This window comes from Enterococcus sp. DIV0806c, assembly GCF_051710905.1.
In the GTDB taxonomy this organism is placed as follows: Bacteria; Bacillota; Bacilli; order Lactobacillales; family Enterococcaceae; genus Enterococcus_B; species Enterococcus_B mundtii.
In genome coordinates this window covers 1075001-1090144 of the sequence record NZ_JBIOLO010000001.1, presented here as the reverse complement: position 1 = coordinate 1090144, position 15144 = coordinate 1075001, and the positions used below count along the sequence as shown (strand labels likewise).

11 protein-coding genes and 2 tRNA genes (1 of these 13 running past the window's edge) are annotated in these 15144 nt (G+C 38.2%); 3 read left to right on the top strand and 10 right to left on the bottom strand.

Going from position 1 to position 15144, the window contains the following annotated elements; translation table 11 throughout:
* Window positions 1-171: 171 nt before the first annotated feature.
* Window positions 172-1392, top strand: a complete 1221-nt coding sequence (locus IGK77_RS05155) for an MFS transporter (protein WP_074801838.1) — start codon at window positions 172-174, stop codon at window positions 1390-1392.
* 152 nt (window positions 1393-1544) lie between these two features.
* Here the strand turns inward: IGK77_RS05155 and IGK77_RS05150 are convergent, their stop codons facing one another.
* The 6 genes from IGK77_RS05150 to IGK77_RS05125 all read right to left on the bottom strand — a co-directional run bounded on the left by IGK77_RS05150 (window position 1545) and on the right by IGK77_RS05125 (window position 8424).
* The gene (locus tag IGK77_RS05150; protein ID WP_071868031.1) at window positions 1545-2213 is read right to left on the bottom strand and encodes a DUF624 domain-containing protein; all 669 of its coding nucleotides are present in this window, start codon (window positions 2211-2213) and stop codon (window positions 1545-1547) included.
* Between the two features lie 12 nt (window positions 2214-2225).
* Window positions 2226-3062, bottom strand: coding sequence for a carbohydrate ABC transporter permease (locus IGK77_RS05145; RefSeq protein ID WP_074801835.1), 837 nt, complete (start codon window positions 3060-3062; stop codon window positions 2226-2228).
* A 13-nt stretch (window positions 3063-3075) separates the two neighbouring features.
* Window positions 3076-3972 (bottom strand): carbohydrate ABC transporter permease, encoded by an 897-nt coding sequence (locus tag IGK77_RS05140; protein ID WP_074801831.1) that lies wholly within the window; start codon window positions 3970-3972, stop codon window positions 3076-3078.
* 218 nt (window positions 3973-4190) lie between these two features.
* Window positions 4191-5456, bottom strand: coding sequence for an ABC transporter substrate-binding protein (locus IGK77_RS05135; protein ID WP_074801828.1), 1266 nt, complete (start codon window positions 5454-5456; stop codon window positions 4191-4193).
* A gap of 35 nt (window positions 5457-5491) precedes the next feature.
* Window positions 5492-6625 carry a glycoside hydrolase family 88 protein gene (locus tag IGK77_RS05130; RefSeq protein ID WP_143073263.1) on the bottom strand — a complete coding sequence of 378 codons (1134 nt, stop codon included), beginning with the start codon at window positions 6623-6625 and terminating at the stop codon, window positions 5492-5494.
* A gap of 11 nt (window positions 6626-6636) precedes the next feature.
* Window positions 6637-8424 (bottom strand): DUF2264 domain-containing protein, encoded by a 1788-nt coding sequence (locus IGK77_RS05125; protein WP_074801823.1) that lies wholly within the window; start codon window positions 8422-8424, stop codon window positions 6637-6639.
* Between the two features lie 545 nt (window positions 8425-8969).
* Here IGK77_RS05125 and IGK77_RS05120 point away from each other — a divergent pair.
* The gene (locus IGK77_RS05120; RefSeq protein ID WP_071868035.1) at window positions 8970-10025 is read left to right on the top strand and encodes a LacI family DNA-binding transcriptional regulator; all 1056 of its coding nucleotides are present in this window, start codon (window positions 8970-8972) and stop codon (window positions 10023-10025) included.
* 181 nt (window positions 10026-10206) lie between these two features.
* Here the strand turns inward: IGK77_RS05120 and IGK77_RS05115 are convergent, their stop codons facing one another.
* Together IGK77_RS05115 and IGK77_RS05110 are read right to left on the bottom strand one after the other, a co-directional pair.
* Window positions 10207-11880 carry a hypothetical protein gene (locus tag IGK77_RS05115; protein WP_074801819.1) on the bottom strand — a complete coding sequence of 558 codons (1674 nt, stop codon included), beginning with the start codon at window positions 11878-11880 and terminating at the stop codon, window positions 10207-10209.
* Window positions 11881-11883: 3 nt separating this feature from the next.
* On the bottom strand, window positions 11884-12732 hold the full coding sequence (locus IGK77_RS05110; RefSeq protein ID WP_074801817.1) for a discoidin domain-containing protein: 849 nt from the start codon (window positions 12730-12732) through the stop codon (window positions 11884-11886).
* 593 nt (window positions 12733-13325) lie between these two features.
* Here IGK77_RS05110 and IGK77_RS05105 point away from each other — a divergent pair.
* Complete coding sequence (locus IGK77_RS05105; protein ID WP_071868038.1) at window positions 13326-14837, top strand: helix-turn-helix domain-containing protein; 1512 nt, start codon at window positions 13326-13328, stop codon at window positions 14835-14837.
* A gap of 169 nt (window positions 14838-15006) precedes the next feature.
* Here IGK77_RS05105 and IGK77_RS05100 read toward each other — a convergent pair.
* Together IGK77_RS05100 and IGK77_RS05095 are read right to left on the bottom strand one after the other, a co-directional pair.
* A tRNA-Leu gene (locus tag IGK77_RS05100) sits at window positions 15007-15090 on the bottom strand.
* Window positions 15091-15107: 17 nt separating this feature from the next.
* Window positions 15108-15144, bottom strand: a tRNA-Gln gene (locus tag IGK77_RS05095) (it continues 35 nt past the right edge of the window).

Below are 15144 nucleotides of genomic sequence, written 5' to 3'. Positions count from 1 at the left end.
TCTTTTTAGTATCATAATCGTTTGCATGAGTACTTCCCTCCTATTTGTTCTTTACAAATTTTTTTAGATATGATAAATTCGTGACAGCAATTAGGACACATTCTCCGAAAAACCCTTTTGGGCATATAAATTGTTAAGCACATGATTTATATCAAAAGGGAGAGAATACAAATGTCAAAAATTATTTATGATGAAAAGAATTGGAAAACGAACATAGCATACTTACTAACATCGCAAGCCATCTCAATGATCGGAACGATGTTGGTACAGTATGCTATTATTTGGCATGTCACATTATCAACCCAATCAGGAACGATGGTTGGTTTGATGAACGCTATTGGCATCTTACCAATGGTGCTGGTCATGCCTTTTGCAGGAACACTTGCTGATCATTACGACCGAAAAAAAATCGCTATTTTATCTGATAGCTGCGTTGCACTTGCTTCTTTGTTCATGGCGATTTTATTGATGATAAACAAAGAAATGGAGCATAATCTTTTCTTATTATTGGGACTGATATTCATTCGCTCTGTAGGTCAAGGATTTCAAACGCCTGCTGTCTCTTCGCTCATTCCACAAATTGCCAAAGAAAAGCACTTAGTACGGATCAACGGCATTGATCAAACGATCCAAGCTGTGATGATGCTTGCAAGTCCTGCATTAGCAGCAACATTACTGACAGTTTTACCTTTAGAGATGATATTGATGATCGACTTTGTGACAGCGGTTATCGGTGTGACTATGCTGTTTTTTCGAGTAACAGTTTCCCCAATGAAATCTCAAGAAACAAATAAAATAAACGTGTTATCCGAAATAAACTCAGGTATCAAATACCTCCGTACTCATAAAATCCTGCTCGCACTGATCCTTGTTGGTTTTATGGGCAGTATATTTTCTACACCTGCTGCAAATTTAGCGCCTTTACAAATCACTCGTAATTTTCATGACGGACTATGGCAGCTATCAGCCATTGAGATTGGTTTTGCTGCTGGGATGTTAGTTGGAGGATCTGTGATGAGTACTTGGGGAGGTTTCAAAAATAAAATCAAAACGATTGCTTTAGGCTATTCATTGTTGGTCATCCCTTTTATTTTGTTAGGTCTGACATCAAATTTCTGGCTGTATTTCGCCATGATGGTAGCAATTGGTTTTGTTGTGCCCATCTCACGAACTGCTATGGTTTCATTCTTCCAAGCAAAAACCGATCATGCCCATATGGGGCGTGTCATGAGTTTAGTAACAATGGCAATCAGTATTGCTTCACCGGCTACGATGTTGATTTTAGGTCCATTAGCAGATGTCATCTCAATTGATTGGATCATGACTGCAAGCGGGCTGTTCCTGATACCACTTGTCCTATGGCTATTGGTTGGAAAAAGCTTTCGATTCTAGTATCTATTAAACTTTCCCCTATATCTTCGTGGCACTGATCAATGAATATTATTCAAAATGAATATTATTCAAAATGATTAGCCCCCAAAAGTTAGATTTTTGGTCTCACTTTTGGGGGCTGGTTGTTTTTCAAATTTTTTATTCTTTAGCGTCTACTGATTTTGACTTAAATGTCGATAGGTCTGCTTACAGTTCAAATAAATCAAGCCTAGAAATAAACAGGGAGTGAGTAAGAAACCAAATTGGGGCTTAACGACCATCACGATCAGCAAAAGAAACACCAAAATAGTATTCAATAAACTAATGTACCACTTTTTCAATACATAATAGAAAGAGACGTGGTAGATTTTTCGTATGGAGATTTCTGGATTTCTTACTTGGAGATAAAAGTTATTCGCGATCAGACTAATAGCTAAGATGATCAATAAGAAAAAGAAAGGAATGAGCCATTTTCCGATTGGTTGGTGCATGAAAAACAGGATATCGACAAAAGAGATCACGATTACAAGATATCCTGGACCACCTAAGTACATACTTTTTTTCCATGCCCGGCGATACAATTGAAAAAAAGTTTTGACTGGAACTTCGTTTTCTTGGATTCCCTCAACAAACCAGGCAAAAATTGTCATGGCGGCAGGTAAGAAAAAAAACAGACTTCCTAAGAAAATGAGGCTATTCCTGATATCGATCGCAGTAGTTACTACGACTAAAAAAAATGGGAGATTCACCAGTAATAAGCATAGATTGCCCGCCAGAAAACTATATGCTAAACGAAACAGCTTCATGTAAACATTCGTTTCAAATGTTTGCTTTTTAAACATAGCCTTTCCTTTCTATCCTTTGACCCCAGAAGAAGCAATACCTTCAACAAAATATTTTTGCATGGCTAAAAAGACAATCGCAACTGGTAAAACAGACAACACAGACGCTGCCATGATCAAGGCATATTCCGTATCATACAATCCGACGAACATTTTTAATCCTAATTGGATCGTTTTATTTTCTGTAGATGACAGATAAATAAAAGGTCCCATGTAGTCATTCCATGTATTGACAAAAGTGATGATCGTCAAACTAGCCAAAGCTGGTTTAGTCAATGGTAAGATGATCCTGCGATAGATGCCCCATTCGGATAATCCATCAATTCTTGCACTTTCGCAAAGTGAATCGGGAATACTACTATAGTATTGTTTCAATAAAAATACCCCAAATGCACTAAATGCTTGTAGCAAAATCAAAGAAAGCAACGTATCTGATAAACCTAATTGTCTCATCATGATAAATTGTGGGATCATATAAGATTGCCATGGAACAGCGATCGTACCAATATATGCAAGAAAAAGGAGGTTTCTTCCTTTAAAGTGCATTTTGGAAAATCCATAAGCAGCAAAGCTTGATGTAAATAACTGGATCAACGTGATCACGATACTTAAAATGGCTGTATTTTTGAAAAAGGTCAATAATGGAATGCGTGTCCAAATGACCGAATAGTTTTCTGGATGCCAGGTTTTAGGTATCCATTGGATCGGAACCGAAAAGACATCATTGTTCGTTTTGAATGAGGCAGAGATCATCCAGATAAAAGGGATCAAAGTGAGCAGTGAAAAAATTAGAAGTAACGTAAATACTAAAATTTTATGAAATGAATTTTTTTCTGATCGATTATTCATCCGTTCTCCTCCTTTACACTTTCTCTCGGATCTGATTCCATTTAAACTGGATAACTGTAATCACAAGGACGATGACAAACAAGACCATAGCGATCGCTGAAGCATAGCCGAAATTGAATTTTACGAACGCTTCACTATAAACTTGGTAAACTAACACATTAGTCGCACGCCCCGGTCCTCCATCGGTCATCACTTGGACAAGGTCAAAAATCTTGAAGCAGTTGATAACCAACATGATCGTTACAAAAAAGGTTGTTGGGCGCAATGCAGGCACGGTGATGTGGATGAATTGTTTCCATTTATTCGCACCATCCATTGCAGCTGCTTCGTACAATTCTTTCGAGATCCCTTGTAAGCCAGCTAAGTATAAAATCATGTAGTACCCCATCCCTCGCCAGACACTAACGATAATGATCGCTGTCAATGCCCAATCTGAACTAGACAACCAACCTGGGGGATTTTCGATAACCATACGTAAAAACTGGTTGATCGGTCCCATGGTGGGATGGAACAACATGCTCCACACCACTGCGATTGCCACTAATGATGTGACATATGGAAAGAAAAAAGCCGTCCGAAAAAATTTGACTCCTCTTATTTTCTGATTCAACAATATGGCCAAGCCCAATGAACAAATCAATGTCAACGGAACAACACCGATCGTATACAAAAAGGTATTTTTAAGAGAGATCCAAAATGTATCATCCGATAACATGCGAGTGAAATTTTGCATACCAACAAATTCGGGTGTACTAAAGGAATCCCATTTCATAAAGGCTAAAATCAATGAAAAAACAACAGGTACTAAAGTAAAAATTAAAAATCCAATAAAATTTGGCGCAATAAATGACCAAGCAATCATCGTATTTTTACGTTTTAATTTACGTGAAGCTGACTTCGTTACTTCCATAGCTTGATGTCAAAAAAACCAATTGGTTCTTTTAACGCTCCCCCTTTCATTAAAGGCAATTACAGGTATTCCTGTTAGCTATATACTGAAGGCGTAGAGACAGCTCCTTCAGCATATAGTTGACAAGATAGCGGAGGAAAATCATTTATCCCCCTTATTTATTTGATATGAAAATGAAAGAAATCTTACACCTTCAAGACAAATCGTCTCACACCTTTTTATTCACTTTCTTGTTTTACTCGTTTTTCCATATTACCAACTGCTTCTTTTGGTGTTTCGTCTCCTACTAAAATCAGTTCATGTTCTTCTTGTAAAATCTTATCGATAGCTGGTCCGTTTTCATCCACTGGAAACTCAATGGCGATCTTCTCTGGCGTGAAAGCTGTTTGTGAGACTTCGTCATTTGGCATTCCCTTACGGCTAAAGTACAACTCATTGATCGCATCTGTGCGATAAGAAGGTACTACACCTACTTCTGCTAACACTTTAGCTCCCGCTTCACCCGAACAAAAATCAAGGAACTTTTGCGCTAGTTCTTGTTGTTTCGAGTTCTTATTGATCGCAAAGGCTGTTGGTGACCCAAATGTTTGGATTTCCTTTCCTTTTTCATTTTGTGGCATTTGAGAAATCCCCCACTCCACATCTGTTGTTCCAGCATCAATATTTGTCAATAATGCGCCCATGTACCAAGAACCCATGTACATCATGGCTGCCTTGGAGTTTTCAAATTGAGATTGATAGGTCACATTCGTTGATTTAGCTGTACCAAAGTCCATCTGTGCTTGGTCTTCTTGCATCCGCAATACACGGTCATAGTACGCACCTAAAAATCCATAATCTGGCTCGACCAGATTTTTATTATTTTGCGCAGCAGCAATCGCTTGGACAGTCGAGCGCCAAGTATGTTGGTAAGCACCGTATACTTGCTCTTCTGGTTTTGAAAGTTTTTTCGCCAAGTCTTCGTATTCTTCCCAAGTCAAATTATCTGGATAAGGTAACCCTGCTTCATCAAATAACTTTTTGTTATAATAAAGTACCCAAAAATCGGTACGATAAGGTTGTGCATACGTTTTCCCATCAATGTCATACATCTCATAGGTCTCTACAGCAGGAGCCGTGTCTAAGTCGTTGATATGTGAAGATAGATCCACCAATTGATCTCTTAATGCATAATTTGAATAAGACAAGAGATTTTTCATCGTCAACACGTCTGTCGAATCTCCGCTGGCTAACATCGTGGTCAATTTCGTATCATAATCATCTGAAGCAATATCGACTGGTTTCACCGTTACCCCTGGATTTTCCTTTTCAAATGCCCGAAAAAGTTTGTCAAATTCTGGCGTAGTATCATAATTCCACGTACTGACCGTCAACACCATTCCATCCGTTTGATCTTGTGCTTGGTTTTCATTTCCGCAGGCCCCCAACCATAGCCCCCCACTAACAAGTAATCCAGCAACTAAACTTTTTTTCCAAAACTTCATATTCCAATTCCCTCCATTTCTTTCATCTTAGTTTTTTACCAGTAACTGTACCAAACTTTTTTCAGTCTTATCAGGGCTTCTACATAGTAGTAATCCCCCCAGATCATGCACTCCTTCACTCCTTTATTTGATTTTTTGTCATAGACTCCTTCAAGTAACAAGCCGTTCGATTGTGGCGAATCCACACTTGTATAATTAGTTGATAACGTTTTCATAATTGCGATAGCAACAGTCTGATAATATTCTTTTTTCGGATCGCTTAATGGCAGTTGCTTCGCCAGTTCCAATAAACCACACACTGCGATTGCCGCAGCGGAAGTGTCTCTTTCTTCACCACTGCCATCATGAAATACTAAATCCCAATAACAGATAGTGTCTTCTGGTAAGCAGTCGATGAAATAGTCAGCTAGTTTTTTGGCTGTTTCTAAAAACGTGTAATCACCTGTATGATTATAACTCAGTGTAAAGCCATAGATTCCCCATGCTTGCCCACGCGCCCAACAAGAATCATCTGAAAACCCTTGTTGTGTCTTACCACCGATTGCTTTGCCAGTTTTCGGATCAAAATAATACGTATGGTATGTCGTAAAATTATCACGAACGATGTAACGTTGTGTTTGTTTGGCATGGGCATAGGCAGCTTCTTTATAACTGCTCTCTCCCGTCATATTAGATGCAAAATACAGAAGCGGTAAGTTCATCAGACAATCGATGATCATACGTCCACGTTGGTGCTCATCCTTTAAATCTCCCCAAGCTTGAATGATCTGTGTATTAACGTCATAACGCTTCATCAGCCGATCCGCTGCTTGAATTGCTAATTCTTTTGAAGATTCCCGTCGGTTCACTTGATAATCAGCGACTGCTGAGAGTGTGTACAAAAAACCGATATCGTGCGTTTCAAGCGCAATGTCATTTTCAAGGCGTTGACGAAAAGATACCAATTGTTTTTCGATCGTTGCATCAACCGCTTGGTCATTCGTCAGTTCTTTTACTAGGAAGAGCATCCCTATCCAAAAACTAGCTGTCCAATCCGTGTTCTCCTCTGGAACGTAGACAAGGTCTACGCTCGCAGCAGGTGGTACGGTATCTTGAAAAAGTGTCAGATTTTTTTTGACTTTATTAGTTACAAAATCAATTTCATGTGTCAACCAATCAAATTGTGTCATTCCTACCTCCATTATCTAATCGTTAGTTCGATCGTTTGATTCTTTTGTTGGATCAGTAATTTTTGTCCTTTTTGCTCAATAACTGGCTGGATCACTGTTTCACCAGGTAAAGTCCCTGAAACAAGGGATACAAGCAAGTGTTTGCCTGAGGAGATCTCAGCTGAGACAAAAGGTAACATCGTACGTGGGTAAAAGAGATTCGTATTTGGTTCCGTTCGCACGACATCTGCTTTTTCATATCCGATGATTCCTTCGATCTTCGATATTCCGATACTTGTTTTTGCTTCGATACTTAACGCATCTCCTTTTGGTAAAGTCTGTTCGAGAGGGACACTAAAACCTCCATCATGTGCTTGTATAGGAGCAGTTGTGTCAATTTCATGGACTCTGACGTGACAGTTTTCCAATGGAACGATCGTGGAATAGATTTTGACGTCTTCCCACGGAGACCATTCATGGATGATACGATCAGGTAGAACAGAAAAATCTAGGTCTAACCCTTTCGGACGGAAATAATGACCATCTTTTGCCAAAGCTAACGTACTGTCGTAAGCACCTTCGTAATACCAATAATCAGATTTTGGGACACTGAAACCGAAACGTGTCGAATAGACGAATTTACTATATTTGGCATGTGGGAAGCTTTGCTGATTGACAAACTGCCCAGCTGGGAAAGCTTGAAGATGCGTCAATGAATGATTGTATTGGTAAAAATTTTTACTTTCCGGCAACGCTAGCGTCTTTTCTTCAATTTGTAGTGGACATATTTCTGCTTGCCAATACGGATGATCATCAGGTACAGCCAATAAGAGAAAACTCTTCATTGCCCAATAAGGAGAACCCGGTCCGTTATACCCTTCTCCAAACACTAGATTTTGATAATGATATCCAACAGTTAGAAGCCCATCTGTCGAGAAAATCTCTTTATCCATCCAGTTTTCTAAATGACGACTAAGCAATCCTTTGATCTCACCCCAAGGGAGTGCTTCCACATCCGCGAACACCAAGGCACTGAAAAAGCTCGCTTGGGCAAAGCGGTATGTCAAGCTACGACCAAAAGGTAATGCTTCGCCATTCGCATCAAACCAATATTTAAATGTTTGAGCAAAAAGAACGGCCCGCTCTTTGATCCGTTTTGTGCGGACTGGATCTTCCTCTGCCATAAAATGGGCATATACTAAGCTGTAATAATGGATCGCAAATGAGACGTAGTAATCATATTGCGTATCTGCCCCATCAAAATACCAACCATTGTCATTGTAAAAATGCTCGATCACTTCAAAATCTTGATCGATTTGTTGCTGTGAATAGGATTTGCCACATTTTTTCAATGCGATATTCACCAAGATACGGAAAAAATACCAATTATTTTTAGGTATCTTACGCGAATTCACTGTGAATAACCATTCTGCCAAGTTCGTCTGTTCCATCGAAGTTAAACGTCCCCAGATTTTTTCAGGATTCAAGAGCAACGTCGTACTTATTGAAGCCATCTCGACAATCAACTGGTCATAGTCTGTTATTGTCCCCCAATACTCATCACTCTGTGGATCAGTCCCTGCAACGATTCCTTTCAGATAATCAGATGCTAATTCAGCATCATCTTCGTCGACCAGATAAGGACCAAATCCCCAGAGTGGTCGTAAAAATGCTTCAACTTCTCTTGTTGCCTCTGAATAGACGGTGCCATGTGTTCCTAGTTTTAATTTCCCCGGTTGATTTTTGTAATAAGGACGTAACGGTGCCATTAACTGGCGAAAATTTTCTTGCCATTGTTTTTTTGTACGAAATTGTTGCATGTATATTCTCCCTTTCAATTAAAAATCCTTTGATAAACCCATAATATTCTCCGTAAACGATCACTTCATCGCCCACATTGATTGTTGTTGCTTGTTCATTGAATACTTGGTAATCACTTGAACCACTTCTCAGAATAAAACGATCGCCTTTTTCTATTTGTTCTTGACCATCTGATCGTATAATTTTTCCTTCGATTTTTACCCACTGATGCAATGGAACCTCTGCTGACTGATATTCTTTTTCAGTAAAAACACGCGCCTTTTGCTGGATTTCTTCTTTGATTTGATTTTCAAAAGCCTTCTCTTGTTGTCGGCTATTTATTTGACATCCTGTACAAAAACTAACGATAAAAATGAATTGTAATCCGAAGAGAAATCGTTTGATTTGGCTCCCCTCCTAATGAAATCGTTTTCTTTTACTAAATTTTACCTAAAATTAGTAAAAAGTCAACATTTTTTTTGGTAAAAAATAAATATTTTTACTTGCCTTTTTACTGAAATTACCTATACTATAATTAATAAAGTCTATTATCCGGAGGTAGCTTATGGCGACGATCACCGACATCGCAAAGGAAGCAGGCGTATCGATTTCTACTGTTTCACGCGTTTTAAATTATGATGATACACTCTCAGCAACAGAAGAAACCAAACGTAAAGTTTTCGAAATTGCAGAAAAGCTGAACTACACTAAATATAAAAAGAAAGCAAAAAAAAATGGTAATTCCCACTCAGCTAATGAACTGTTGAAAAAAAAAGGTGTCCTTGGTTTGATTACTTGGCGCACGAGTGACGAAGAACTAGAAGATATTTATTACATGTCCATTCGTTTAGCTGCCGAAAAACGTGCGGTGGAACTTGGCTATCACGTCATTAACTTTTCCCAAAACGAACAACATCAAATCCAAGCAGTCGATGGCATCTTAGCAATCGGTAAATTCACGCAAGAAAAAATTGATGAATTAAATACTACTGCGCCAAATCTATGCGTCGTCGGATCAAATTTTCCTTTTCACGATTATGACTGTGTCAATACTGATTTTGGTCAAGCCACTGAAGTCGCACTTACTCATCTCTTAGATTTAGGACATAAAAAGATTGCCTATATCGGCGCAGAAGAAAGTGCCAATCTCTACGGGTATCGAACCTACAAAACACCAACGACTAATACGTATATCGATATGATGAAACATCATCAGCTATTCGACGAAAATTATTTTTTCGTAAAAGAAAATAGTTCTCTTGACGTCAAAACGAGTGAATCACTGACAGAAAAAGCCTTAGCACAATGGCAAGACGATCTACCGACTGCCATTTTAGCCGCAAATGATGCTTTTGCTATCGGTATCATCCATACATTGAATGCTCATCAGATTCAAGTACCTAAACACATTAGCGTGATGGGTATCAATGATTTATCGATTTCTCGCTACATCACGCCACCCCTTTCAACGGTCAGAGCTTATACAGAGGAAATGGGCGAAACAGGCATCAATCTTTTACACGAACGTATCCACTCCCCTGGTATTGCGAAACGAATCCTATTAGATACAGAATTAATCGTCCGTGGCTCAACTACCCCACCAAATAAAAAGAACTCATGATAGATAGATGAACTTCCGATAAATAAGCTAGAAAACCCGAATTTTTAAAACTTTTGGGTTTTCTAGCTTATTTACGAAGGAATTGCTTCTGAAACACCATTTATTCGGTTGCGAGGATGTGTGTGTCACTACCTTATTCCATTAAACAAGGCGCACGCTTATCGCTGATAATCACGTGTCCTCATTTACTTTTGATCACAATCTCGATCTGGATTGTTTCTTCTTTCAGCAACTGATAAGTCGCTTGGATCAGCGTAGCTTCATTTTTTTGGCCATAGTGATCGAAATAACTTTCTCTGATCAACTGCACAGGTTTTGAAAAATACATCTCACACTTTTCTTTTTCTCCTGTGATACATACCGTTTTTCCTATAACTTCCACTGGATTTGTCGTTATAAAATTTTCAATAACTAACTGATTTTCTTTTTCGAATGTAAATGCATCACTCAAAACAAGTTGTCGTTTCGAACGATCCACTTCTATTGTCCGATCCATCTGGCGTAGTCCTATCTGCGAAGGATACGTGGAAGCCAATTCGGTCTTGAAGACTCCACCAGTTCTCGTTGATTGAAAACTCGTATCTTCCGCTGAAACAGCTCCAGGTAATTGGTAACTGTTCGCAACGATAGGTATGCTATGCCCAAGCGCGCTGTTCACTAAGAAAAGATAACGTGTTTTTTCATCAAAGTAATCTTTTGTATATTCTCCCGCCCCAAGATCGGTAAGAAATAAGTCTTCTCTCGTACCAAATACGAAATGACCAATATCTATATGATTATGGCTTTCATCATTTCGTCCTCCCTTTGCTGCAAAGACCAGATTTTCTTTCGGAGATCTAAGAACGCCCCATGCCACATCCTCAAAATAATGAATGATTTCGTTTTGATCATTCAAAATATGCTGGTTTGACCAGAGTAAATTACGTAATAAAGGGGCAAAACGATAACAATGATCAAAATCTAAATCATTGATTCTCTCAACTTCGGGAATGGCGACATGAAACCTTTCCTGACAGAAACTCAATAATCCACTTGGTAAATCCGCTGGGTGGTAGTCGGAAAACGGTATAGCCTCTGTTTCAGCGAGCATCACATAATTAGGGAAAGCCGCGATTTTTTTCACTTTATCACCCAACAGATAGCGGTCATCATCATAAACTTGTTGGTACTTTTCTGCAAAATAAATATAATAACCAAATCCGTATGCCCAATAACTGACGCCTTCCTCACATGCGCCATCCATACCAAAACTTCGTAAATAAGAGGCCATACAACGATCTACCTTCCTCAATATCTCCGCTTGTAATTCATCGCCTTTTTCTTGTATATCCAAGGCAGCCATACCAATCGAACCACCTACAACCGCACTCCAATTGTTTTCAAATGATTCAAACGGCCATGTGTTTGTTACAAAAGGAACGAAGAGTCGTCGATCGATTTCCGACCGGATTCGAAACGTCAAGAGCTCAGATAATTCTTTCTCAAACAGCTTGACTATCTCTGCTAACATTTGTCCTGTCTCAGCTGCAAATAAATCGATCCATGTCGGTGCATCCACACGAAAGTGATTCGCTTCAATTGGTAAATGAGCTGGTAAACTCCAACTATACTCATTGCAGATCTCCCATAAAACTTGTTCTAACCCTTCAACTACTTTGGCTTCTTTTTTTTGCAATAAGGACAACGCCAAGACAGTAGCATGTTTACGTCTTGCAAAGTAAGCCTTCTCAAAAACCAATCGCTCTCCAGTCGTCAAAAACTCTCTATATCCCGATACTGGCAACTCAGGAACTACTTTATTCGTAAGATACTCTTTTTTGGCTTCCAACAGTTGCATCAAAAAGTATTTTTTCATTGCTTATCCTTTCATCGGCTGGTCATTCATGCCCCACAGTTCAATTTGCGTCAATGCAGGAAACGGCGACGGGTCATTCGCTTGAATAAGATCACAAAAGCGAATAGCTTTGGTCTTTCTTGCACTAAATGAAAAATATTGTGGTTGAGCTGTTTTTTCGGTCGCAAACGTTTCACTTGTTCCATCATCAAACTGAATCGTCACGTTCGTCCAGTAACTATCATGGGGAAAATCTGCTCGCCATGTAAAGCCAACTTTATCCAATTGAACTTCTCGACCAAAATCAATCGTCAAAGCTGCATCAGCTTGCTGATTGATGCCCCAAGATTGAAATGGGTATGAACCATGAGAATGATTCGCGTATACGCCATCGATCGCATTACACGAAAAGAAAGTGGCATCATTCCTCGTTTCCACATTTGCACTCGCATGTGGATACGCACCGGTTTCTTCTTTTTGATCATGCGGATTCAATGCTAAATTACGATACATCTTCACTTCCTCTTCAGAAGCACAACGAACACTCATATAATGACGTCCCCCAGAAAAACGAGTCTCCGGTCTGGCTTTGATACGATTGGAATGAAATGAAACTTCATAGGTCCATTTATTTCCCGGTAGATAGATCAGTGAACTTTCTAAAGTTTCATCTAGTTTGACCCATAAGTACCTCCCAGACTCATCCATTTCGACAACGATTTGATCTCCTTCTTGGTACTCAAACTTTCTCATAGACAAATGCACAAAATTTTCTGCTGTCACAACCAACTCTTTTTCTATTTCTTCTTCTCCTTGAAAACTTTTTCTTGGAACTCTTTCTTTATCATAAATCGCTAATGTTAACTTCGCCATTTCACTATCCCCTAGTGATCATTTTTATCTATTATAACGTGACTGGTAAGAAAAGAAAACGATTTATTTTACTAAATATTTAGTAATTTAATTTTCGTTATTTAGTTAGAAATACTATTTCCATTTCTAATAAATTCAGAATGAAACTTGCTACTACTAAAACTCAGTCTTACCAACTGAATATCTCACTACATATTTGCATTCATAAAATAAGGTTTTATTTAAAATAAGATTAGATTAAACAAATAAATAACTTCTTATCACTAACTAAAATTACATAAAATCAATTACATTCATTATTAAATTTAATTAAAATGAGATTCAACATAACGATTTATCTATTTAAAATAATATTTCATCTAATTTACAAATGAGTTTAATCGCTCAAAAATAAGCATTATCAAAGATAATATATAAAAGAGCCAATTGAATCATCGCTCATAGACAACAGTTAAATAAAAATGTGAAAATAATGATAAAAAGATTGATTAAATTTTAAATAACTAATACACTATTAGTAATAACTATATTTTCATCTTCTAAAGTGTACTTATTTTCAAATTCTATATTTGTCTTAAAGAAAGGTTCCTCTCATGAATAATTTACCTATGACATTACAATTAGATAATCAATTCAAACGACAGTATAACTTACTACAGTTTATACGTACGCACCAAAGTAAAAATTTAACCCTTAGTGATCTATCACAAAAGTTAGGAACATCAAAACCAACTTTACGAAAAGATATCGATATTATCAATCATTCCTTACCTACGATTGACTTTCAGATTACTTACAATGAACAAGGATTCTTACAAATAGATCCTCAAGAAATCTCTGTCGATTCAGTCATTACTATACTAGCTAAAGATACAACCATTTATCGGATGATGGACCTATTGCTTCATAACAAAACGTATAGTACAGAACAATTATCAGACCACTTGATGATCTCTCGTAGTTCAATTTTCAATATCATTCGTCATATGAATGAAGTACTGAAAGAGTATCGCATATCGATAGCAACCGGCCCGCTCACTTTTATTGGCAAAGAAGAAGATATTCGTTTTTTACTCTTTTCTTTTTATTCAAGCTTTGGTGATAGTCAAATCATCGATTCTGATAGCAATCAACACGCGCAATCAATTATCGCTCATGGTCGAAAAAGTGGGATAACTTTCCTGCATTTTAGCCATTTTCGTTTTTCGCTTTGGTTATCGATTGCTAAAGTTAGAGGGCAGTCTAAAAACTTTTGTCACTTTAACACTAGCACCATTGATTTAGTCAAAAAAAATCGAGGCTACCAACTGATTGAACCTCTGATTGCCTCCTATTATTCTTCACTCTTCAAGCTAACGATTCCTGAATCAGAATCACTATGGCTGTATCTCGTTTTTTTACATTGTGTTTCTTATTCAAATGGGCAAGGATTAGATGAAGAACGAACCTACGCCTTCCGTTGTCAAGAAGATGCAGTGGTGGTCGATGCAGTCCAACGTTTTTTATTACAGGTTTTTCCAAAACAGATGCTGGATAATGGTGCTTTAGACAAAATCGAAGCCTTCTTGATCAATACAAGATTACTCTCAAAGATGAGCCCGTCATATGAAATGACTTCTGTAGCTTTGATTGATTTAATGAAAGAAAAATACCCAGAGCTTTTTCACCTTTGGCTTCAGCATTTAGAGCGATTAAAAGTCCATCCGATGTTTGAGTTCACACATCTTGATCACTTAGCAGCTAGCCTAACCACGTTCCATGCAACGATTTTAAGGATCAAGTCACAACAACCTCTGAGGGTCATCGTAGCACTACAAAGTTGCCCCTCGATGGACGATTATATTATTCAAGAAGCAGAATTACTCTTCTTGCGACAAATCTCAGTCAAATTTTTGATTGAACAACCAGTGACAAAAAAAGAAATCAATGATCATCAAGCCAACCTGATCATCTGCAACTATGATCTACATGTGAACGAAGATTTCCCATGTCCGATTCACCGTTTGCCTAATATTCCTACACAAGAGGATTGGACACTTCTAATGGATAGAATCACCCATTTAAATTCAGCCACTTCCACAACAAACTATACAGGCTATTTTTAATCACTTGGATATTTATTTATAAAAAATACCCATTGAATTATTTTGAGATTTCAAATAATTCAATGGGTATTTTTCCTGGCGTATATTATCCGTTCGTATATATGCCTCAATGCCGATAACGTCTAACAAAGAAAAAAGCACCAACGTATAGACTACGTTAGTGCCAAAATACCGGCGGCCGGGGTCGAACCGGCACGATCGTGAGATCACTGGATTTTGAGTCCAGCGCGTCTGCCAATTCCGCCACGCCGGCAAATAAATAGATAAAAACTGGGGTAGCTGGATTCGAACCAACGCATGAGGGAGT

Bases quoted from the DNA above. Each gene is read 5' to 3' on its own strand.
- IGK77_RS05155 (WP_074801838.1), top strand. From the start codon at position 172: ATGTCAAAAATTATTTATGATGAAAAGAATTGGAAAACGAACATAGCA.
- IGK77_RS05150 (WP_071868031.1), bottom strand. From the start codon at position 2,213: ATGTTTAAAAAGCAAACATTTGAAACGAATGTTTACATGAAGCTGTTT.
- IGK77_RS05145 (WP_074801835.1), bottom strand. From the start codon at position 3,062: ATGAATAATCGATCAGAAAAAAATTCATTTCATAAAATTTTAGTATTT.
- IGK77_RS05140 (WP_074801831.1), bottom strand. From the start codon at position 3,972: ATGGAAGTAACGAAGTCAGCTTCACGTAAATTAAAACGTAAAAATACG.
- IGK77_RS05135 (WP_074801828.1), bottom strand. From the start codon at position 5,456: ATGAAGTTTTGGAAAAAAAGTTTAGTTGCTGGATTACTTGTTAGTGGG.
- IGK77_RS05130 (WP_143073263.1), bottom strand. From the start codon at position 6,625: ATGACACAATTTGATTGGTTGACACATGAAATTGATTTTGTAACTAAT.
- IGK77_RS05125 (WP_074801823.1), bottom strand. From the start codon at position 8,424: ATGCAACAATTTCGTACAAAAAAACAATGGCAAGAAAATTTTCGCCAG.
- IGK77_RS05120 (WP_071868035.1), top strand. From the start codon at position 8,970: ATGGCGACGATCACCGACATCGCAAAGGAAGCAGGCGTATCGATTTCT.
- IGK77_RS05115 (WP_074801819.1), bottom strand. From the start codon at position 11,880: ATGAAAAAATACTTTTTGATGCAACTGTTGGAAGCCAAAAAAGAGTAT.
- IGK77_RS05110 (WP_074801817.1), bottom strand. From the start codon at position 12,732: ATGGCGAAGTTAACATTAGCGATTTATGATAAAGAAAGAGTTCCAAGA.
- IGK77_RS05105 (WP_071868038.1), top strand. From the start codon at position 13,326: ATGAATAATTTACCTATGACATTACAATTAGATAATCAATTCAAACGA.